Origin of the sequence: Mesorhizobium sp. C372A, assembly GCF_030323245.1 — a bacterium.
GTDB lineage: Bacteria > Pseudomonadota > Alphaproteobacteria > Rhizobiales > Rhizobiaceae > Mesorhizobium.
In genome coordinates this window covers 1754089-1772009 of record NZ_CP100475.1, presented here as the reverse complement: position 1 = coordinate 1772009, position 17921 = coordinate 1754089, and the positions used below count along the sequence as shown (strand labels likewise).

Below are 17921 nucleotides of genomic sequence, written 5' to 3'. Positions count from 1 at the left end.
ATCGTGAAAAACGCCATTTTTCTCATGCTTGCGGCGGCCATCGTCTTTACCGGATGCCAGTCCTCGCAGGCGGCCGCAAAACGCGAGCAGGACGGGTGCATCTCCGCCGTCCATCTATGGAGCATCACGTTCAAGCACGAAATCGCCTCTTTCATGGGCGTCTCGCAGGAGCGCATGCCGGCCCTGTTCTGCCAGCGCATCACCGAAGGAGTACGCAGCGGGCGGATCAGCTACTCCGATTTGAACAGAGTGCAGCTAGACCTGCCGACCGAGATATGGCTGGTCATCAAGGGCAAGTCAAAGGCGGCTGCCAGGGCCGCGCCGGTGCTGCGCAACTCCAAATTCCGGAGCTGCAAAGGTACTGAAGGCGCCTTCGAGGTTCCTATTTCCGAGAAGTGCCCGTTGAGCGGCTACGCACATTATTGAGAGCCCAGTCGCTCAGCCGGCATTTGCGCCAACGATCGAGCAATTCGAGAAAGAGCATGCCCGACTTCGTCCGTAACTGCGTAAAAACAAAGAAATAGAGCGCCGGCAAAGAACTCAGTGCTTTTCCTGCTTGATCTTTTCGGGCCCTTATCTAGCCTCCTCACAATCGATGGGGGCAGCTGACAATGAAGCCGTGGTTTGTGGCGCTGCCTGCAATGGTCGTCATGCTGGCCGGTTGCCAGACTGGGCAGGAGCAAGTGAAACAGGATCCCGAGGCGGCATTCGATCGCTGCATCACCAAGGTGGCCATATCGAATATATCGGCCAAACACGAGATCGCCGCTTTTATGGGCGTTTCCCTGGAGCGCATGCCGCCACTGCTGTGCCGCCGCCTTGCCGATGCCATGAAGAGCGGCCGGCTGACCTTCTCCGACATAAACCGCCTCCAGTTCGACCAGTCCACGGACATCTGGAAGGTCATAAAAGGCGGGTAGCCGCTCGGCTGCTGAACGGTTTGAACGCCAAAAGCTCCAGTCCTTGCAGAAAAGCCCGGCGCATGGCCGGGCTTTCCGTTCTTCGATCTGGATATTTCTATCAGCCGCCGTCGATCGCGTCGGCGATCTGGGCGATGGCCTGCTGGTAGACGCTGGCGGAATTCCAGCCGGCGATGGCCCCCATATTCGCACTTGCGCTCGCACCCGCCCGCCAGCCATGAGCCTTGAGAAAGTTGGCCGTCGAAGCCAAGGCCGTCGCCTTGTCGCGCAGATTTCCGTTGCCGACGCCATACTTCAGGACATTGCCGGGCAGGAACTGCGTATGGCCGATCTCGCCATGCGCAGCGCCGACCGACGAGGCGCTCAGCGCGCCGCGATCGACCAGCTTCAGCGCCGCAATGGCATGCGGGTAAAAGAAGCCCGGGCGACGGCAATCATAGGCAAGCGTCAGAATGGCGGAGACCGTGTTCTGGTTGCCCAGGGAGGCTCCGAAGCCGGTTTCCATGCCCCAGATGGCCAGCAACACGCCCGGCGACACGCCGTAATTGCTCTCGATCCTGTCGAACATCGCCGCATTCGACTTCTTCAGCGCACGGCCCCTGGAAATGATCGCAGCTCCGCCACGGCGCTTCATGAAGGCGTCCACCGAACCGCTGAAAGCCTTGTGGATGGCGCGGTCGACGGAGATTGTCTTTGTCGCGTAGCTGGCACCGGCCAGAGCAGCCAGACCCTTCCCGCCGACACCTTCGGACCTGGCCTGCGCGGCAAAGTCCTGCTTCCACGCCTCGAAGCCCGCGCCGGTCTTGCCGCAGCTGGCCGCCGCCTGCGCGCCCGTCGCCAGCGCAAGTACCGCGACCACCGCGGCAGCAATAATCTTTCCCTTGGCAAGCAATGCCATGCTTTTTCTCCTGATTGCCTGAATCACGTCCCGGTTGCGAACTTGCCAGCGAAACGCGCCATTGTCACCGTACCCCCGGCGCTACGCTGGCCAATGCAGCGGAATTTGCTTACGATCAAGTGCTTATTGTGGCCGAAACGCCCGGGCGCCGGGCAGGCGAATTCGCTGCTCGGGTAAAAAGAGGTGACGGGGGCATGGAACGGCGGCCCGTGGCGGGCGTTTGGGCGAGGCGCCGCTCCGCACCATATTCCTCCTCTGACGCCATACGCCAACGCCTGACACATCGAGATCGACATGAAACTGTTCGACTGCCCGCATTGCGGCCACCGCCTCTACTTCGAGAATGCGCAGTGCCTGAATTGCGGGAGTCTCGTGCTTTACGATCCCGAGCATGCGCGCTTTGCCTTGTCTGACGTCGACGGCATCTTCCACTGCACCAATGCGGATGAATGCGCCTGCAACTGGATGGCCGAACCGGGTCATACCTACTGCCGCGCCTGCGTGCTGAACCAGCTGATCCCCGACCTCTCCGTCGACGGCAACCGCCGCCGCTGGATTCGCGTCGAGGCGGCCAAGAAGCGCGCCGTCTATTCGCTGCTCGCCTTCGGCCTTCCGGTCGCGCCCAAGCACAAGCACGGCGACGAAATCGGCCTCGCCTTCGACTTCATTGCCGATCCGATCGGCGGCGGTCCCGGCGGCGAACGCATCCTTACCGGCCACGACAACGGCCTGATCACGCTCAACGTCGCCGAGGCGGACTCGGCCGAGCGCGAGCGGCGTCGCGTCGAGATGGGCGAAAATTACCGCACGCTGCTCGGTCATTTCCGTCATGAGCTTGGCCATTACTACTGGGACCGGCTGATCCGCGACGAGCCGCAACGGCTCGATGCCTTCCGGGCGCTGTTCGGCGACGAACGCCCCGACTACGAGCAGGCGCTGAAAGCCTATTACGCCAATGGCGCTGCGCCCGACTGGCAGCAGAACCACATCTCCGCCTATGCGACGTCGCATCCATGGGAAGACTGGGCCGAGACCTGGGCGCACCATCTCCACATCACCGACACGCTGGAGATGGTGCACGCGCTGAATTTTCCACTCGGCCAGCTTGAGACGATGGAGACCAATGTGCTGCCGCAAGGCGACACCGGCGGCCGGTTGCAGGCGGCGCCCGCGGAACCTGACGCCGTGCCCGAGCCGTTCGAAAAGATTCTCGCCCGCTGGCTGGTACTCTCGGAAGCCTCCAACTCGATCAACCGCTGCATGGGCCTGCCCGACCTTTATCCCTTCGTCATTTCGGACGTGACGGCGCAGAAACTCAGCTTCGTGCATGAGCTTTTGACTGGTTTGCCGAAAGAAACCGGAACAAATCGTGAGCTGGCGTCGGTATTTTAGCCGGAACGCATGCGTTCTGGTTTCGTTTGGTGTCGCGAGGGACCATGAAAGGGAGAGAAACCATGAGACGCATATTGTTTCCGGCCGTCGCCGGGGCGCTTGTCGCGATGTCGGGTGCGGCACTCGCCGATACCGCCGTCTCGGCCGTCACCGATCTTAATGTGCGCGCCGGCCCCGGCCCGCAATATCCTGTGATCGGCGTGCTCGCCGCCGGCCAGTCGGCGACGCTCAATGGCTGCATCGAAAACAGCAAATGGTGCACCATTGCCGAAGCCGGAGGCCAAGGCTGGGTCTATTCCGACTATGTCACGGCCGATTTCGGCGGCAACCGGGTCGTTCTGACACGCCGCCCCGCCGACGCCGCCATCACCGTGGTTACACCGCCGCAGGATGATTATCCCGATACCTATACCGGTGCGATTCTGTCCGACGACGGCCCCGTCGACGCCATCGACAGGCCACCGGCGGAAGTCGGCACCTATGTCAGCACGCACCGGCTCGATCCTGTCTATCTCGAGGGCGAGGTGGTGACCGGTGCCACCTTGCCCGACACGGTCGAACTGCGCGAAATCCCCGACTACCGCTACCGCTACGTCTATGTGAATGGCCAGCAGGCGCTGGTCGACCCGCAGACACGGCGCATCATGTACGTCGTGCGCTGATTTTGCCTGGAAAGAATGACAAGTGAACTCGTGCCGCCCTCCTGCCGAGGCTGAGGGCGGCAAAAGGGTCGCTGAACAGCAGCAATTGCGCGAGAGCCGACGATCCCCTAGATCATGCGACCCGATGCGTTCGGCAGAGGAACTCGCGTGATATCAGATCCAGCCGCCTTCGAGCGCTATAGCAACACGGCCACCGAAAAGACGAACCTGCCGCGGCTGATAATTGGAACGGCGGTCGTCGTCCTGTTCTGGGTGGCGATCACCCTGGTTGTGGTGCTTGGCGGCACCTATGTCGCGATCGTCTGGCATGTATTGCCGGACGATCCGCGCGGGCCGCTTCAGGGCTTTCTGGCCTCGCCCATCGGCATACTCACCGCACTCACCTCGTTTACCGGCATCTGGCTCGGCCTCTGGCTTGCCATGCGTTTCGTCCATGGCGAGCCGCTCTCGGCGCTTTTCGGCGCCAGTCGCCGCGTGTCCTTGTCGGGCTTCCTCAAGGGCCTGGTCGCGGTGCTGATCACATCGGCGCTTTCCGAAATCCTGCTCTACTGGCTACAGCCCGAAATCGCCCGCGGCACGATCAACCTGTCGACCTGGCTGCTGTTCCTGCTCCCGATCGTGGCGCTGACCCTGCTGCAGACCTCGTCCGAGGAGATGCTGTTTCGCGGATATCTGCTGCGCGGCCTGGCCAGGCGCTTCGAGAGCCCTTACGTGTGGGCGCTATTGCCCGCTTTGCTGTTCACCTCCTTGCATTGGAGCCCGGGCTCGACCCCCGCCATCAACGCCTGCGTGCTGGCCTCGATCGCCGCCTTCGCCTTGCTGTTGACGCTGGTGGTTTATGTCACCGGCAATCTCGGCGCCGCCTTCGGCGCCCATCTCGGCAACAATCTCACCGGCTTCCTGCTGATCTCGCATCAGGAGAACTACAATTCCTTCGCCCTGTTCAACGCCAAGCCGCTAGAAGGTCCGGACTGGACGACGACGGATGCCGTCATCATCGCCGCCATCGGTATCGTCTGCACCTTGCTGACGATCCTGCTGCTTCTGCACCCGCGCTCGCCGCTGAAGGTTACGGCCGACCCTCGGGATGCAGGGTGAACTAAACAGGGACCGATCCAGAGACCGGGAAGCCGCCCTTGTCTTGACTCTTCGGCCGATTTCCTGTCTACAGCCCCGAAATCCGCGACGAGTATCCCTCCGAGCAAGCCGACCAGGACGCCAAAACCTTTTGAGGTGGGTGCTGTAAACAGATCCTGGAGGCCAACACCCGGCAGCGCTGAGCGCCCCCGGGTGCTTTTTGGTTTTGAGCTTTGCTTGGATGAGCGGCGCGAACGCACTACCTCTCGGGCACCATCGGGGTGCCTGAGAAAAAGGAAACGGAATGTTTGAATCGCTGCAGGAGCGCACAAGAGGCGTGGAGGGCCATCGGCCCGACAGGGATCACCATGAATCCAAGGCGCTCTCGCGCGGCGGGTTGACCAATGTTTGAATCACTTCAGGAGCGCCTTGGCTCCATCCTGAACGGCCTGACAGGCCGCGGCGCGCTGTCGGAGGCTGATGTCTCGGCGGCGTTGCGCGAGGTGCGCCGTGCGCTGCTCGAGGCGGACGTTGCGCTGGAAGTGGTGCGTTCCTTCACCGACAAGGTGCGCGAAAAGGCCGTCGGCGCCGCCGTCGTCAAGTCGATCAAGCCCGGACAGATGGTCGTCAAGATCGTCCATGACGAGCTGGTCGACATGCTCGGCGCCGAGGGCGTCGCCATCGACCTCAATGCGCCGGCGCCGGTCGTCATCATGATGGTCGGCCTGCAGGGCTCCGGCAAGACGACGAGCTCGGCCAAGATCGCCAAGCGCCTGACCGAGCGCCAGAACAAGAAGGTTCTGATGGCCTCGCTCGACACGCGGCGGCCCGCGGCACAAGAGCAGCTGCGCCAGCTCGGCGAGCAGGTCAAAGTCGCGACGCTGCCTGTCATTGCCGGCCAGAACCCGGTCGACATCGCCAGGCGCGCCGTCCAGGCAGCCAAGCTCGGCGGTCATGACGTCGTCATCCTCGACACCGCCGGCCGCACCCATATCGATGAGCCGCTGATGGTGGAGATGGCCGACATCAAGAAGGTGTCGAGCCCGCACGAAATCCTGCTGGTCGCGGATTCGCTGACCGGCCAGGACGCCGTCAACCTTGCCAAAAGCTTCGATGAGCGCGTCGGCATCACCGGCCTGGTGCTGACTCGCATGGACGGCGACGGCCGTGGCGGTGCCGCGCTTTCGATGCGCGCCATCACCGGCAAGCCGATCAAGCTGATCGGCACCGGCGAAAAGATGGACGGGCTGGAGGAATTCCACCCCAAGCGTATTGCAGACCGCATCCTCGGCATGGGCGACATCGTCTCGCTGGTCGAAAAGGCCGCCGAACACATCGACGCCGAGCAGGCGGCGGCGATGGCCAAGAAGATGCAGTCGGGCAAGTTCGACCTGAACGACCTTGCCGGCCAGCTTCAGCAAATGTCGAAAATGGGCGGCATGGGCGGCATCATGGGCATGATGCCCGGCATGGGCAAAATGAAGGACCAGATGGCCGCCGCCGGCCTCGACGACAAGATGTTCGGCCGCCAGCTCGCCATCATCTCGTCGATGACCAAGGCCGAGCGCGCCAATCCGGACATGCTGAAACATTCGCGCAAGAAGCGCATCGCCGCCGGCTCAGGCACGGATGCGGCCGAGATCAACAAGCTCTTGAAAATGCATCGCGGCATGGCCGACATGATGAAGGCGATGGGCGGCAAGGGCAAAGGCGGCGGCATGATGCGCGGCATGATGGGCGGCCTTGCCTCCAAGATGGGCCTCGGCGGCATGATGCCGGGTGGCCCCGGCGGCATGATGGGTGGCGGCATGCCCGACCTCTCCAAGATGGATCCCAAGCAGCTCGAAGCCTTGCAGAAGCAGATGCCCGGCCTTGGCGGCATGAAGGGCCTGCCCGCCCCGAGCGGCGGTGGCCTGCCCGGTCTGCCCGGCGGCATGAAGCTTCCAGGCCTTGGCGGCGGTGGTCTGCCCGGCCTCGGCAAGAAGAAGTGAGGACGCTATGAACGAAGAAAAAGACATGGCCGACGCACGCACCATCCTGGCCGGCTATCGCGCCTCGATCGACAACATCGACGCCGCCCTCATTCATATGCTGGCCGAGCGCTTCCGCTGCACCAAGGCGGTCGGCGTGCTCAAGGCCGAGCATGGCCTGCCGCCCGCCGACCCGGCGCGCGAGCAGGAGCAGATCACCCGCCTTCGCCAGCTGGCGAAGGACGCTCATCTCGACCCCGATTTCGCGGAAAAATTCCTCAACTTCGTCGTCCGCGAAGTGATCCGCCATCACGAGCAGATCGCCGCGTCCAACGGCGCAAGCAAAACCGGCTAACAAAGTGCATGTCGCCCAAAAGTGCGCAGCGGTTTTGGGACAACGACCTGCACCAGACAAAGCCATTAACCCAACACTGACATCAGAAATTTTAGGAGAAATGAAATGCCCTTGAAGATCAGACTGGCCCGTGCGGGCTCGAAGAAGCGCCCTTACTACCACGTCGTCATCGCCGACGCCCGTTCGCCGCGCGACGGCCGGTTCATCGAGTCGATCGGCTCGTGGAACCCGCTGCTGCCCAAGGACGGCGAGCGCGTCAAGGTCGACGCCGACCGCGTCAAGCATTGGCTGTCGCACGGCGCTCAGCCGACCGACCGCGTGCTGCGCTTCCTCGATGAGGCCGGCCTCCTCAAGCGCGAAGCCCGCTCCAACCCGAAGAAGGCCGAGCCCGGCAAGAAGGCGCAGGAACGCGCCTCTCTGCTGAAGAAGGCCCAGGAAGACGCTGCCGCCGCCGTTGCCGCCGCTGCTGCAGCCCCGGCCGAAGCGGAAGCCGCCACCGCCGAATAAGCATCGCGTCATCGCATCGACAAAACGGCGGGCCTGTGCCCGCCGTTTTGCTAATGTGCGGCGATGTCATATGCGTTCGAACGAAAGATGACTGAGCGGACCGTCACGGAAGAGACCCTTTTCGGCGGCGTAGCCGGAACGCTGTTGCGATGCGCCGGCGCCACGACAGGCGTCGTCGTGCTCAGCGGATCGAGCGGCCGCATCGACGTCACCCGGGCCCGGCTCTTTGCCAAGGAAGGAGCATCCGCTCTCGCGCTACAATGGTTTGGCGGCGAAGGTCAGGTGCCCGGCATTTGCGAGATCCCGCTCGAAACGTTTTTCGCGGCGACCGACTATCTTGTCCAGATGGGATGCCGGCGCATCGTCTATGTCGGGACCTCGAAAGGCGCCGAGGCCTCCCTGCTTGCGGCGGCTCACGATCCACGCATCGGCCTCGTGGTTGCGATCAGCCCGACATCGGTGGTCTGGGGCAATATCGGGCCGGGCCGCGACGGCGTCAGCTGGCCGGAACGATCGTCGTGGACGCTCGAGGGGATTCCTTTGCCGTTTGTCCCAAGCAATCCCGCTTGGAACGCTGAGTATGTCGATGGTCTGGTGTCCTACCGGGGGCTCTTCCTACGTGCCTTGCAAACCTTCAAGGACGCAGCGGCCAAGGCTGCCATTCCCGTCGAAGCTATTTCAGCCGACATTGTTGTGGTTGCGGGCGGCGACGACGCGCTATGGCCATCGCTGGATTTTGCCCAGTCGATCGTTCGGCGTCGCCAGGACACCGCAATGACCACCTGCCTCGTCTCAGTGCCCGACGCCGGCCACCGCATTCTGCTGCCGGGCGAAATCACGCCGCGCTCGAGGCTGCATGCCCATGGCGGCAATGACGACGCCGACACGCGCCTGGGCCGCCTGGCTTGGGAGCATATCCGGGGATTGCTGTAGCGCAGGCAGCCAATGGTCCAGCTGCCTTGGGCAACAGCGAAACCGGCGATCTATAGCCGCCGGTTTCCGATGTTGGACCTGGCTGTGTTCAATAACCGTCGGGGCAGCTGGCGATATAGGTGCGCCCGTTCCGGCCGCGGTAGCGACATTGACCGCTTTCGCTGGCACGGCCGATCAGCGCGCCGGCCACGGCGCCGACGGCGCCGCCGACGACGGCCCCCTGAACCGGATCATTTGCCACAGCTGCGCCAACCGCCGCGCCGCCGAGGCCGCCGACCGCGGCACCCTTTTCGGTTTGCGAGCACGCGCCCAGCGCGGTCGCCAGTACCAGAATGATCATCGCTCTTCTCATTATCGTTCCTCTCTCACGCGGATCGCCGTCCTCGCCGCCACGGTTCTAACTCCCAGACGGCTGATTTGATCCCGATGACGTGAGAGATCGCGGTGTCCGCGCCGGTCACATTCGTGCCGACCGCCGCCGAGCTTGTTGAAATTTCAGGCTTTTCTACCTTTCGGCTGCCTTTTTCAGATTGGCGAGGCCAGCCTCGAAATCCTTGCCGATCAGCGTATCGAAACTCATGACCAGGCCCATCAGCTTGGCAATGAAGGGCCGGCTGCCGCGCATTGCCCAGGTGACTGCGGTGGTGTCGCCCGAGGGCTTCAGGGTGAAGTCGACGCTGTTGTTGGCCCGGAACGGCTTCTCGAAGTCGAGCTTCAGCGACACCAGCGAGGATGGCACGGAATTGACGATCTCCATGCGTCCCTTGCCGGCCTTGGCATTGCCTTCCCAGGCGTAGGCGGCGCCCTTGCCGGCATCAGCGCCCGACAGCGTGCGCTTCATCAGCGGGTCGAGCTTTTCGTAGGGTGACCATTCCGGCCACTGCTTGAAATTGTTGATCAGCGGAAAGATCGCTTCCGGCGCGGCCTTGATGCTGGCGGTGCGGGCGGTGACGAAATCATTCGACCTCGTCGCCGCATAGATGAGCACGGCGGCGATGATGACGACCAGGAGGATGAGAATGGTGCTGAGCATGTTTTTCTCCTCGCTTAACGGCTGAACGGGATCAGGGCGCGCACGCTTGGGTCGCGCAGATAGAGACCGCCCCACAGGATGATGCCGAGATAGACGCTAAACAGCGTGTGCGAAAACAACGGGCTGCCGACGCGCATATTTGTGGCGATGGCGCCGCCGAGATAGCCGGTGAGCAGGATGGCGCCGAGCACCGAGGTGCGGGGCAGCGCATAGAGCGCGGTCGAGATCAGCCCGATAATGCCGAGCGTGCGCGCGACATTGACATCGGCCGGCCAGCCGAGCGGCACCATGGTCTGGGTGACGACATCGAGCGGCGGCAGCTTGATGACGCCGTCGAAGATCATGAACAGGATGATGAGGCCGCTGAGCACGCGGCCGGTCCACAGGGCGCCCGATGAGACGGGCATGGTTTGAGAAATACTCACGGGTGTTCCCTCCTAAGCGGTTCGAGCCGTTTGCTGGCTTCGGACCAAGGACGAGCGATGGGGCGGCGATCCTACAGGGTGCGGATTCTTTTTGGGTAGCAGCAAGCAAAAGCCGCTGCGTGGCGATCCTTCACACCCCCCTCTGGCCCGCCGGCCATCTCCCCCGCAAGGGGGGAGATTACACGCTCGACCGCTTCGGCAATGTTCCATGAATGAGCGGAGCATCGAAACCGCCGATCTCCCTCGTTGCGGGGGAGATGCCCGGCAGGCAGAGGGGGTGCTGTCCCTCGACCTTGACGGACTATCGACATCCACCAGTCACGGCTATTGATAGGGCTGGGCGAGAGACGAGCGAATGGCCGGCGAGACTGATCTGAAAAAGCTGCTGGCGGCGATGACGCCGGAACTGCTTCCCGGCGTCCATGTCTTCGCCACCCTGGTCCCCGGTGCACCGGTTCCCGAGACGCTCAATCCGGTGATGCTGTTTCGCGAGAAGGAGGGCACGACGCTGATCTTGCCCGAAGACCAGGCCGCCGGGCTGCAGTCCGCCTTCCGCTGCCGCATGATCACCCTGAACGTCCACTCCTCGCTGGAAGCCGTCGGCTTCCTCGCCGCCATCACCGCCCGGCTGGCCGCCGCCGGCATGGGCGTCAATCCGGTCTCTGCTTTCTATCATGACCATCTGTTCGTGCCCGCTGAGCGGGCCGAGGAAGCGATGGAGTTATTGCGCCAACTGGCCAAGGATAACGCCGGCTGAATATCAAGCTCGACGCACGTAGAGAATATCCGGCAGGCCTTCTTCGTTGGTGGTGCCCGCGCCGAACGCCTCGGGGCGAAAGCCATGGCGCTCGTAGAAGCGACGCGCGCCGGTGTTGGCCTGGAAGCAATGCAGTTTAACGATCCGTAGCGCGGCGGTCGCTTGCACCAGCAGCCGGCTGCCTATGCCTTGCCCCGTCCAGGCGGGGTCGAGATAGAGCTGTTCCACCCAATCGCCGCTGAGGGCAATGAAGCCGACAATGCCGGTGCCGGCCTCGGCGACCGTCACCTGCTGCCGGGACAGCACGATCTCGCGGATGAAGGCAAGATCCTCATCCGGCGTGTGGATGACCGGCATCCAGGAGAACGAGCCAAGTGCGGCCCGCATGACAATGGCGATGGTCGCGGCATCCAAAGCCGTGGCGGGGCGCAGCACGATTTTGGTGGGATCGTTCAAAGGCGTTTCTCAACAGAGGTCAGCGCTGCCCTCATCCCCCTGCCGGGACCTTCTCCCCGTGAACGGGGAGAAGGAAGGCTTCGGCCGAAGGCCGAGCCCGCGACTACGGGCCGCCGGCTTTCCGGCGCCCCGCGGAGGGCCAGCCGCGGCAGCGGCGATACGGCCCGTGAGCGATAAACGGAATCGGCCGAAGGCCGAACCCCGTGAGCGAAAACAAACCAGCCGTCAGGCCGCCTTCTTCTTCGGCTGGATCAGGCCGCGCTCGACCAGAAGCTCGGCGATCTGCACCGCGTTGAGCGCCGCGCCCTTGCGCAGATTGTCGGAGACGATCCACATCGACAGGCCGTTGTCGATGGTCGAATCCTCGCGGATGCGCGAGATGAAGGTGGCGTCCTCGCCGGCCGATTCCAGCGGCGTGATGTAGCCGCCATCCTCGCGCTTGTCCAAGACCTGGCAGCCTGGCGCTTCGCGCAGGATGTCGCGCGCCTCGTCGGCGGTGATCGGCTTTTCGAACTCGATGTTGACGGCTTCGGAATGGCCGATGAACACCGGCACGCGCACACAGGTCGCCGTCAGCTTGATCTTGGGGTCGAGCATCTTCTTGGTCTCGGCGACCATCTTCCACTCTTCCTTGGTCGAGCCGTCGTCGAGGAAGACGTCGATATGCGGAATGACGTTGAAGGCGATGCGCTTGGTGAACTTCTTGACCTCGACGCCATCGGCGACGAACACCGCGCGGGTCTGTGTAAAGAGTTCGTCCATGCCCTCCTTGCCGGCGCCGGATACCGATTGATAGGTGGCGACGACGACGCGCTTGATGGTGGCGACATCGTGCAGCGGCTTCAGCGCCACGACCAGCTGCGCCGTCGAGCAGTTCGGATTGGCGATGATGTTCTTGCGGGTGAACAGCGAGATCGCATCCGGGTTCACTTCCGGCACGATCAGCGGCACGTCCTGGTCGTAGCGGAAGGCCGACGAGTTATCGATGACGACGCAGCCCTGCTTGCCGATCTTCGGCGACCACTCCTTCGAGACGTTGCCGCCGGCCGACATGATGCAGATGTCGGTGTCGGAAAAATCATACTGGTCGAGCGTCTTGACCTTCAGCGAACGGTCGCCGAACGACACTTCGGTGCCCTGGCTGCGCCGCGAGGCCAGCGCCACGACTTCGCTTACCGGAAAGCCGCGCTCTTCCAGTATGTTGAGCATTTCGCGACCCACATTGCCCGTGGCGCCGACTACCGCAACCTTGAAACTCATCAGAAATCTCCTGTCCCTCTCCGCTTGGTTTTTGGAGAAAACCCGCCGGCCAATGCGGGTTTCGTCCCCCAGGCCGGACCCGGGAGAGGGTGGTTAGGCCAAGGGAATCACACCGTTTTGGTGGTGGTTTTGGCCATAGTTTTGCTGGAACGGTAAGACGCGCCAACGCGCCCGGCCCCATGATTGTGGCCGGGGAAGTCGAATGCAAGAAGAGCCATCAGAAGGCCGCGCATCGAAAATGATCCCGTTCGATGCCGGCTTTTACGCGGTTTGCGTCAGGAGTCAATTGCGGGAGGCACACGCCTGCTCTGTACAATAGCGGCCGCAAGAAGTACGAACGCCCAAATAGTGTTTGGCTGGCGTGCGTCAGCCCCGGCATGTGCTCCATGATGAGCCCAGACCCTGAATTCCGAAAGAGTGAGATGTCCAATTTCGAAGCTATTGTTCCTGCGCTGGCAGAGGCGCTGGAAAAACGCGGCTATACCGAGCTGACGCCGGTGCAGAAGGCGGTGCTGGAGCTCGGCGAGTCCGACGCTCTGGTGTCGGCGCAGACCGGCTCCGGCAAGACCGTCGCCTTCGGCCTCGCTTTGGCGCCGACCCTTCTGGGCAGCGCCGAACGTTTTGACCAGGCTGGCGCACCGCTGGCGCTGGCCGTGGCGCCGACACGCGAGCTCGCTCTGCAGGTGATGCGCGAACTGCAATGGCTCTACGCGCCGACCGGCGCCACCGTCGCGTCCTGTGTCGGCGGCATGGACATGCGCTCCGAACGGCGCGTGCTGGAGCGCGGCGCCCACATCGTCGTCGGCACGCCCGGCCGCCTGCGCGACCACATCACCCGCAACTCCCTCGACATGTCGGCGCTGAAAGCCGTGGTGCTGGACGAGGCCGACGAGATGCTCGACCTCGGCTTTCGCGAGGACCTCGAATTCATCCTCGATGCCGCACCGGCTCAGCGCCGCACGCTGATGTTTTCGGCCACCGTGCCGCGCTCGATCGCCACGCTGGCGCAAGGCTATCAGCGCGACGCCGTACGCATCTCGGCCGGCGGCGAGGAAAAGCAGCATCTCGATATCGAATACCGGGCGCTGAATGTCGCCTATCCCGACCGCGAGAACGCCATCATCAACGTGCTGCGCTTTTACGAGGCGAAGAACGCGCTGGTGTTCTGCAACACCCGCGCCGCCGTCAATCATCTGACGGCACGCTTCAACAACCGCAATTTTTCCGTCGTCGCATTGTCGGGCGAGCTCAGCCAGAACGAACGCACCCACGCGCTGCAGGCGATGCGCGACGGACGCGCCAAAGTCTGCATCGCCACGGATGTCGCCGCGCGCGGCATCGACCTGCCCAATCTCGAACTGGTCATCCATGCCGATCTGCCGACCAATCCCGAAACGCTGCTGCATCGCAGCGGCCGTACCGGCCGCGCCGGCCACAAGGGTGTCAGCGCGCTGATCGTGCCCAACGGCGCCCGCAAGCGCACCGAGCGCCTGCTGCAGAATGCAGGGCTGAAGGCGACATGGGCGAGCCCGCCCTCGGCCGACGACGTGATCAAGCGCGATGACGAGCGCATCCTTGCCGATCCAGTCTTCGACGAGCCGGTAGCCGAGGACGAGCGCGGTTTCGTCGACACGCTTCTGGCCAGGCATGGCGCCGAACAGATTGCGGCCGCCTTCGTGCGCCAATGCCGCGCCAGCCGCTCGGCGCCCGAGGAGCTTACGGATGTCGCACCGTTCACGCCTTCGCGTGACAAACCGGCGGGCGAAAAATTCGAGCGCCGCGATGAAGCGCCAAGCCGGCGCGACGACTTCGGCGACAGTGTCTGGTTCTCGCTGTCGATCGGGCGCAAGCAAAATGCCGAGCCGCGCTGGCTGATCCCGATGCTGTGCCGCACCGGCAACATCTCCAAGCGCGAGATCGGCTCCATCAAGATGCAGCAGGATGAGACCTACGTGCAGATCGCGGCCGACTGGGCCGATCGCTTCCTCGCCGCCGTCGGCCCCGACAAGAAATTGCAGGGCAACATTGCGGTGAAGCGCCTGGACGGCACGCCCGACCTGTCGCGGGCCGGCTACCAGGCGCCGAAGCCCGACAAGAAGCCGCATCGCGGCAAGCGCCCGTTCGAGGCGCCGCAAAGCGCACACAAGCCGAAATTCGAGAAGCGGGAACGGCCCCCCGGCGATGCAAAGCCTTGGGCCGGGAAACCGAAATTCGACAAGGCTGGACCGCCGAAGAACAAGAAACCGAAGAAGCGGCCGGTTTGAGGCTCTTATCGGCCAATTACAGATGTAGGCGCTGCCCCTCATTGCCCTGCCGGGCGTTTCTCCCCGTATAGTGACGGGGAGAAAGGGCTGATGTCCGAACCGGATAGATAGGTAACAGAATGGACCGATAGCATGGGTGACAGTTTTCTTGTCCGCCGGAGGACCGGCGATGGTTTGGCGAGAGACTGGCATCATGGACGAGCGGCTACGGTTTGTTGTGGAGTGTCTTTCTGGGGATGAGACGATGGTTGCGCTTTGTGCGGCCTACGGGATCTCACGCAAGAACGGCTACAAATGGCTAGGACGCTATCGGACGTTTGGGCCTGAGGGTTTGCACGACCTGCCGCGAGCCCCGCTCAATCATGGCCGTGCGACAGCTCAGGATCTGGTTGAGCGGATTGTGGCGGCCAAGGAGCTGCATCCGCTCTGGGGTCCAAAGAAGATCGTGGCACGGCTCAGGCGCACGGCTCCCGAGTTCATGTGGCCTTCAGCCTCGACGGTCGGCGCGATCCTTGCGCGGCATGGGCTTGTCCGCGCCCGCAAGCGACCCCGCCTGCGGGCCTGCGGCAATGGACCCTGGCCACAGCCGCAAGAACCGAACGCGGTGTGGACTGGCGATCACAAGGGCTGGTTCCGGACCCGCGACGGCTGGCGTTGCGAACCCTTGACGGTGATGGATGCGTCGAGCCGCTATCTTCTGGCGCTCGAAGCGACGGGGTCGACGGCCGATAGCGAAGCCTGGCCGGTGTTCGAACGGCTGTTTGAAGAGCATGGCCTGCCGGATCGCTTCAGAAGCGACAATGGCCCGCCCTTCGCATCGGCCGGCGTCACCGGGCTGACGCCGCTTGTCGTGCGCTTCATCAAGCTCGGCATCACCCTGGAGCGGATCGCACCCGGCAGGCCACAGCAGAACGGACGTCACGAGCGCTTTCACCTGACCATGCTGCCGATGGCCGAGGCACCGGAAGCCGACCGAACGGCACAGGGCCAGGCCTTCGAGACCTTCCGCCACAGCTACAATGAGGAACGTCCCCATGAGGCGCTGGGCATGGATACGCCCGCCCAGCACTACCGGTCCTCACAGCGCGCCATGCCCAGGACACCACCCGAGCCCGTCTATCCGGCCGAGGCCTCGGTCCGCCGCGTGCGCCACAATGGCGAGATCCGATGGAATGGCGGCTTCATATATGTCTCGCAAGCGCTGGCGGGCGAACCGGTCGCTGCGTTGGAGACCGAAGACAGACAATGGACACTCTCATTCCATGCCCACCCGCTCGGCATCATCGACACACGGCACATGAAGCTTGTCCGCCGCAGCGCCGCGCCAACCAATCCGCTTGGCGCTGCGGCGGACGCATAGGGGGAGAGAAGTGTCACCTATGTATCCGGTTCAAAGTGTTACCCATCTATCGACTGGACACTGACCGCAGCCTTGGCGCTCTCTTGCAACGTTGGCGATTGGCGGAATCGTCGATAACAGCGACCCCTCTCCCCGCCACTATACGGGGAGAGGATGCCGGCAGGCAGGTGAGGGGCAGCGCCAACGCACCGGAAAATAAAGCAACTCATGCCTGAACCGTTCGCCCTCCATTTCGTCCACCCCCTTGCAGTCCGCCGCAACTTTGAACAGTCTGTGCCTGCACGGGGGCGAGGCTAAATGCGCGGCGAAGTTCTTCACTATGACGAGGCCCAGGGTTTCGGCTTCATCACCGGGGCGGACGGCAACCGCTACACCTTCGCGCGCGAGGATCTGCGCCGTGATACCGTGATCGCGAACGGCGCTGTGGTCGAGTTTCTGCCGGCAAGCGGTCAGGCGCGCGACGTTTTTTCAATCCGCGCCCAGCCCGCCAGTCCCGCCACCGCTGCGCCAGCGGCAAGCGCCGCGCCGCCCAAGGCGGCTGCCGCTTCAGCCGCCCCACAGCATTTCGGCCGCCTGGCGGAAGACGGCGCGGTTCGCGATAGCGGACTGCCGGGTTATTTCTGGCGAGGCGTGACGCGCAACTACATCAACTTCGCCGAACGCGCCCGCCGCAAGGAATTCTGGGGCTACTGCCTGTTCTGGACCGTCAGCTTCATCCTGGTCGGAATTGCCGGCGCCCTCGCCGACCAGGCCGTCGGCAATTTCGATGCCGGCAACTGGCCGATTGTGATGATCGGCGTCTGGGGGCTGTTTTGGCTAGCGACGTTCCTGCCCTGGGTCGGGCTCGTCGTGCGCCGCTTGCACGACATCGGCCTGACCGGCTGGCTGGCAATACCTTACTTCGCAATCACCTTCATGTTCGCTCCGGCTACGCTGATCCTCGCGCTGATACTCGGATTGATCCCGACCCAGGCCCACGAAAACCAGTGGGGGCCGGTGCCTAGAGGAGGCGGAGCCTAGACCCGCACCAAGAAATGAGCAGCCGGCTGTTTGCGGACAGCCGTGCTATAACAATGGCTTAGGTCGCAGCCGGGAAGGCAGCTGCTGTTTTGACCGAACGAACGAAATATTTCTCTTGCCATTTAGTCTGTGCACAGACAATCTGTGCAATCATCAAATCGACGATCGAAAACGGATGATGGAGCCAAGACAAATGTGGACCAACGAGTACACCGCAATTTCCCCCCTTTCGGCGCAGGCCATCTGGAACGCGCTCAAGGCGCTGCACGAAGGCCGCCTCACCTACGAAGGCTCCGATACCTTCGTGCTGCACGGCCCGTTCGCCAAGGGCACCCGCGTCTCTGTAACGCCCGTCGGGCAGGACACCTTCGAATCGACGATCGTCGACCTCGTCGACGCTGTAACCTATGCCGACGAGACCTCGTTCGGCGACACGAAACTGCTGTTCAGGCATACGCTGACGCCGGTCGAGGGTGGCACTCAAGTGACTCATCGCCTCGAGATTTCCGGCCCATCGGCCGCCGAGGTCGGACCAGAGCTCGGGCCGCAGATCAGCGGCGATTTCGACACTTCGATGGCTAAACTGTTCGAGCAGGCAATGGTGTTGGCGAACGGTGGCTGATCAAGGGGAT

General features: G+C 63.3%; 20 protein-coding genes. 14 read left to right on the top strand and 6 right to left on the bottom strand.

Annotated features, from left to right (window positions below; genetic code table 11):
* The first annotated feature begins 3 nt into the window (after nt 1-3).
* On the top strand, nt 4-426 hold the full coding sequence (locus NLY42_RS08280) for a hypothetical protein (protein WP_023755652.1): 423 nt from the start codon (nt 4-6) through the stop codon (nt 424-426).
* Between the two features lie 215 nt (nt 427-641).
* Nucleotides 642-920 carry a hypothetical protein gene (locus NLY42_RS08275; RefSeq protein ID WP_023824376.1) on the top strand — a complete coding sequence of 93 codons (279 nt, stop codon included), beginning with the start codon at nt 642-644 and terminating at the stop codon, nt 918-920.
* A 100-nt stretch (nt 921-1020) separates the two neighbouring features.
* On the opposite strand, the gene NLY42_RS08270 is transcribed toward NLY42_RS08275, so the two are convergent.
* Nucleotides 1021-1818: a lytic murein transglycosylase gene (locus NLY42_RS08270; RefSeq protein WP_023671711.1), complete on the bottom strand. Its 798-nt coding sequence runs from the start codon at nt 1816-1818 to the stop codon at nt 1021-1023.
* A 294-nt stretch (nt 1819-2112) separates the two neighbouring features.
* On the opposite strand from NLY42_RS08270, the gene NLY42_RS08265 reads away from it, so the two are divergent.
* The 7 genes from NLY42_RS08265 to NLY42_RS08235 all read left to right on the top strand — a co-directional run bounded on the left by NLY42_RS08265 (nt 2113) and on the right by NLY42_RS08235 (nt 8714).
* Nucleotides 2113-3210, top strand: coding sequence for a zinc-binding metallopeptidase family protein (locus tag NLY42_RS08265; RefSeq protein ID WP_023730269.1), 1098 nt, complete (start codon nt 2113-2115; stop codon nt 3208-3210).
* A gap of 62 nt (nt 3211-3272) precedes the next feature.
* The gene (locus NLY42_RS08260) at nt 3273-3872 is read left to right on the top strand and encodes a DUF1236 domain-containing protein (RefSeq protein ID WP_023683834.1); all 600 of its coding nucleotides are present in this window, start codon (nt 3273-3275) and stop codon (nt 3870-3872) included.
* A gap of 147 nt (nt 3873-4019) precedes the next feature.
* Nucleotides 4020-4970 (top strand): CPBP family intramembrane glutamic endopeptidase, encoded by a 951-nt coding sequence (locus NLY42_RS08255; protein WP_023702592.1) that lies wholly within the window; start codon nt 4020-4022, stop codon nt 4968-4970.
* A 383-nt stretch (nt 4971-5353) separates the two neighbouring features.
* Nucleotides 5354-6940, top strand: coding sequence for a signal recognition particle protein (gene ffh, locus NLY42_RS08250; RefSeq protein WP_023755654.1), 1587 nt, complete (start codon nt 5354-5356; stop codon nt 6938-6940).
* Between the two features lie 7 nt (nt 6941-6947).
* Nucleotides 6948-7274: a chorismate mutase gene (locus NLY42_RS08245; RefSeq protein ID WP_023671706.1), complete on the top strand. Its 327-nt coding sequence runs from the start codon at nt 6948-6950 to the stop codon at nt 7272-7274.
* 105 nt (nt 7275-7379) lie between these two features.
* Nucleotides 7380-7781 (top strand): 30S ribosomal protein S16, encoded by a 402-nt coding sequence (gene rpsP / locus NLY42_RS08240; RefSeq protein ID WP_023671705.1) that lies wholly within the window; start codon nt 7380-7382, stop codon nt 7779-7781.
* An 87-nt stretch (nt 7782-7868) separates the two neighbouring features.
* Nucleotides 7869-8714 carry an acyl-CoA thioester hydrolase/BAAT C-terminal domain-containing protein gene (locus tag NLY42_RS08235; RefSeq protein ID WP_023756501.1) on the top strand — a complete coding sequence of 282 codons (846 nt, stop codon included), beginning with the start codon at nt 7869-7871 and terminating at the stop codon, nt 8712-8714.
* Nucleotides 8715-8802: 88 nt separating this feature from the next.
* On the opposite strand, the gene NLY42_RS08230 is transcribed toward NLY42_RS08235, so the two are convergent.
* From NLY42_RS08230 to NLY42_RS08220, 3 genes are all read right to left on the bottom strand, one after another.
* The gene (locus tag NLY42_RS08230) at nt 8803-9066 is read right to left on the bottom strand and encodes a YMGG-like glycine zipper-containing protein (RefSeq protein WP_023756500.1); all 264 of its coding nucleotides are present in this window, start codon (nt 9064-9066) and stop codon (nt 8803-8805) included.
* A 153-nt stretch (nt 9067-9219) separates the two neighbouring features.
* Nucleotides 9220-9747 carry an SRPBCC family protein gene (locus tag NLY42_RS08225; protein ID WP_023694550.1) on the bottom strand — a complete coding sequence of 176 codons (528 nt, stop codon included), beginning with the start codon at nt 9745-9747 and terminating at the stop codon, nt 9220-9222.
* Nucleotides 9748-9761: 14 nt separating this feature from the next.
* The gene (locus NLY42_RS08220; RefSeq protein ID WP_023687655.1) at nt 9762-10172 is read right to left on the bottom strand and encodes a DoxX family protein; all 411 of its coding nucleotides are present in this window, start codon (nt 10170-10172) and stop codon (nt 9762-9764) included.
* 355 nt (nt 10173-10527) lie between these two features.
* On the opposite strand from NLY42_RS08220, the gene NLY42_RS08215 reads away from it, so the two are divergent.
* A complete protein-coding gene (locus NLY42_RS08215) occupies nt 10528-10929 on the top strand; it encodes an ACT domain-containing protein (protein ID WP_023694551.1) in 402 nt (133 codons plus the stop codon).
* A gap of 3 nt (nt 10930-10932) precedes the next feature.
* Here NLY42_RS08215 and NLY42_RS08210 read toward each other — a convergent pair whose 3' ends face one another.
* Together NLY42_RS08210 and NLY42_RS08205 are read right to left on the bottom strand one after the other, a co-directional pair.
* Nucleotides 10933-11385, bottom strand: a complete 453-nt coding sequence (locus NLY42_RS08210) for a GNAT family N-acetyltransferase (protein WP_023671699.1) — start codon at nt 11383-11385, stop codon at nt 10933-10935.
* Between the two features lie 225 nt (nt 11386-11610).
* Nucleotides 11611-12645 carry an aspartate-semialdehyde dehydrogenase gene (locus NLY42_RS08205; RefSeq protein ID WP_023671698.1) on the bottom strand — a complete coding sequence of 345 codons (1035 nt, stop codon included), beginning with the start codon at nt 12643-12645 and terminating at the stop codon, nt 11611-11613.
* A gap of 422 nt (nt 12646-13067) precedes the next feature.
* Here NLY42_RS08205 and NLY42_RS08200 point away from each other — a divergent pair, with 422 nt between their 5' ends.
* From NLY42_RS08200 to NLY42_RS08185, 4 genes are all read left to right on the top strand, one after another.
* Nucleotides 13068-14909, top strand: coding sequence for a DEAD/DEAH box helicase (locus NLY42_RS08200; protein WP_023755655.1), 1842 nt, complete (start codon nt 13068-13070; stop codon nt 14907-14909).
* A 169-nt stretch (nt 14910-15078) separates the two neighbouring features.
* Nucleotides 15079-16269, top strand: a complete 1191-nt coding sequence (locus NLY42_RS08195) for an integrase core domain-containing protein (RefSeq protein WP_286489087.1) — start codon at nt 15079-15081, stop codon at nt 16267-16269.
* Between the two features lie 297 nt (nt 16270-16566).
* The gene (locus NLY42_RS08190) at nt 16567-17289 is read left to right on the top strand and encodes a DUF805 domain-containing protein (RefSeq protein WP_023730273.1); all 723 of its coding nucleotides are present in this window, start codon (nt 16567-16569) and stop codon (nt 17287-17289) included.
* 193 nt (nt 17290-17482) lie between these two features.
* Nucleotides 17483-17911, top strand: a complete 429-nt coding sequence (locus NLY42_RS08185) for an SRPBCC family protein (RefSeq protein ID WP_023708789.1) — start codon at nt 17483-17485, stop codon at nt 17909-17911.
* Nucleotides 17912-17921 lie beyond the last annotated feature (10 nt).

What these genes read in the sequence shown, in the direction of transcription:
- NLY42_RS08215 (WP_023694551.1), top strand. Translation starts at nt 10,528, where the DNA reads ATGGCCGGCGAGACTGATCTGAAAAAGCTGCTGGCGGCGATGACGCCG.
- NLY42_RS08190 (WP_023730273.1), top strand. Translation starts at nt 16,567, where the DNA reads ATGCGCGGCGAAGTTCTTCACTATGACGAGGCCCAGGGTTTCGGCTTC.
- NLY42_RS08205 (WP_023671698.1), bottom strand. Translation starts at nt 12,645, where the DNA reads ATGAGTTTCAAGGTTGCGGTAGTCGGCGCCACGGGCAATGTGGGTCGC.
- NLY42_RS08235 (WP_023756501.1), top strand. Translation starts at nt 7,869, where the DNA reads ATGACTGAGCGGACCGTCACGGAAGAGACCCTTTTCGGCGGCGTAGCC.
- NLY42_RS08195 (WP_286489087.1), top strand. Translation starts at nt 15,079, where the DNA reads ATGGTTTGGCGAGAGACTGGCATCATGGACGAGCGGCTACGGTTTGTT.
- NLY42_RS08225 (WP_023694550.1), bottom strand. Translation starts at nt 9,747, where the DNA reads ATGCTCAGCACCATTCTCATCCTCCTGGTCGTCATCATCGCCGCCGTG.
- NLY42_RS08185 (WP_023708789.1), top strand. Translation starts at nt 17,483, where the DNA reads ATGTGGACCAACGAGTACACCGCAATTTCCCCCCTTTCGGCGCAGGCC.
- NLY42_RS08230 (WP_023756500.1), bottom strand. Translation starts at nt 9,066, where the DNA reads ATGAGAAGAGCGATGATCATTCTGGTACTGGCGACCGCGCTGGGCGCG.
- NLY42_RS08200 (WP_023755655.1), top strand. Translation starts at nt 13,068, where the DNA reads ATGTCCAATTTCGAAGCTATTGTTCCTGCGCTGGCAGAGGCGCTGGAA.
- NLY42_RS08260 (WP_023683834.1), top strand. Translation starts at nt 3,273, where the DNA reads ATGAGACGCATATTGTTTCCGGCCGTCGCCGGGGCGCTTGTCGCGATG.
- NLY42_RS08275 (WP_023824376.1), top strand. Translation starts at nt 642, where the DNA reads ATGGTCGTCATGCTGGCCGGTTGCCAGACTGGGCAGGAGCAAGTGAAA.
- NLY42_RS08270 (WP_023671711.1), bottom strand. Translation starts at nt 1,818, where the DNA reads ATGGCATTGCTTGCCAAGGGAAAGATTATTGCTGCCGCGGTGGTCGCG.
- rpsP (WP_023671705.1), top strand. Translation starts at nt 7,380, where the DNA reads ATGCCCTTGAAGATCAGACTGGCCCGTGCGGGCTCGAAGAAGCGCCCT.
- ffh (WP_023755654.1), top strand. Translation starts at nt 5,354, where the DNA reads ATGTTTGAATCACTTCAGGAGCGCCTTGGCTCCATCCTGAACGGCCTG.
- NLY42_RS08245 (WP_023671706.1), top strand. Translation starts at nt 6,948, where the DNA reads ATGAACGAAGAAAAAGACATGGCCGACGCACGCACCATCCTGGCCGGC.
- NLY42_RS08265 (WP_023730269.1), top strand. Translation starts at nt 2,113, where the DNA reads ATGAAACTGTTCGACTGCCCGCATTGCGGCCACCGCCTCTACTTCGAG.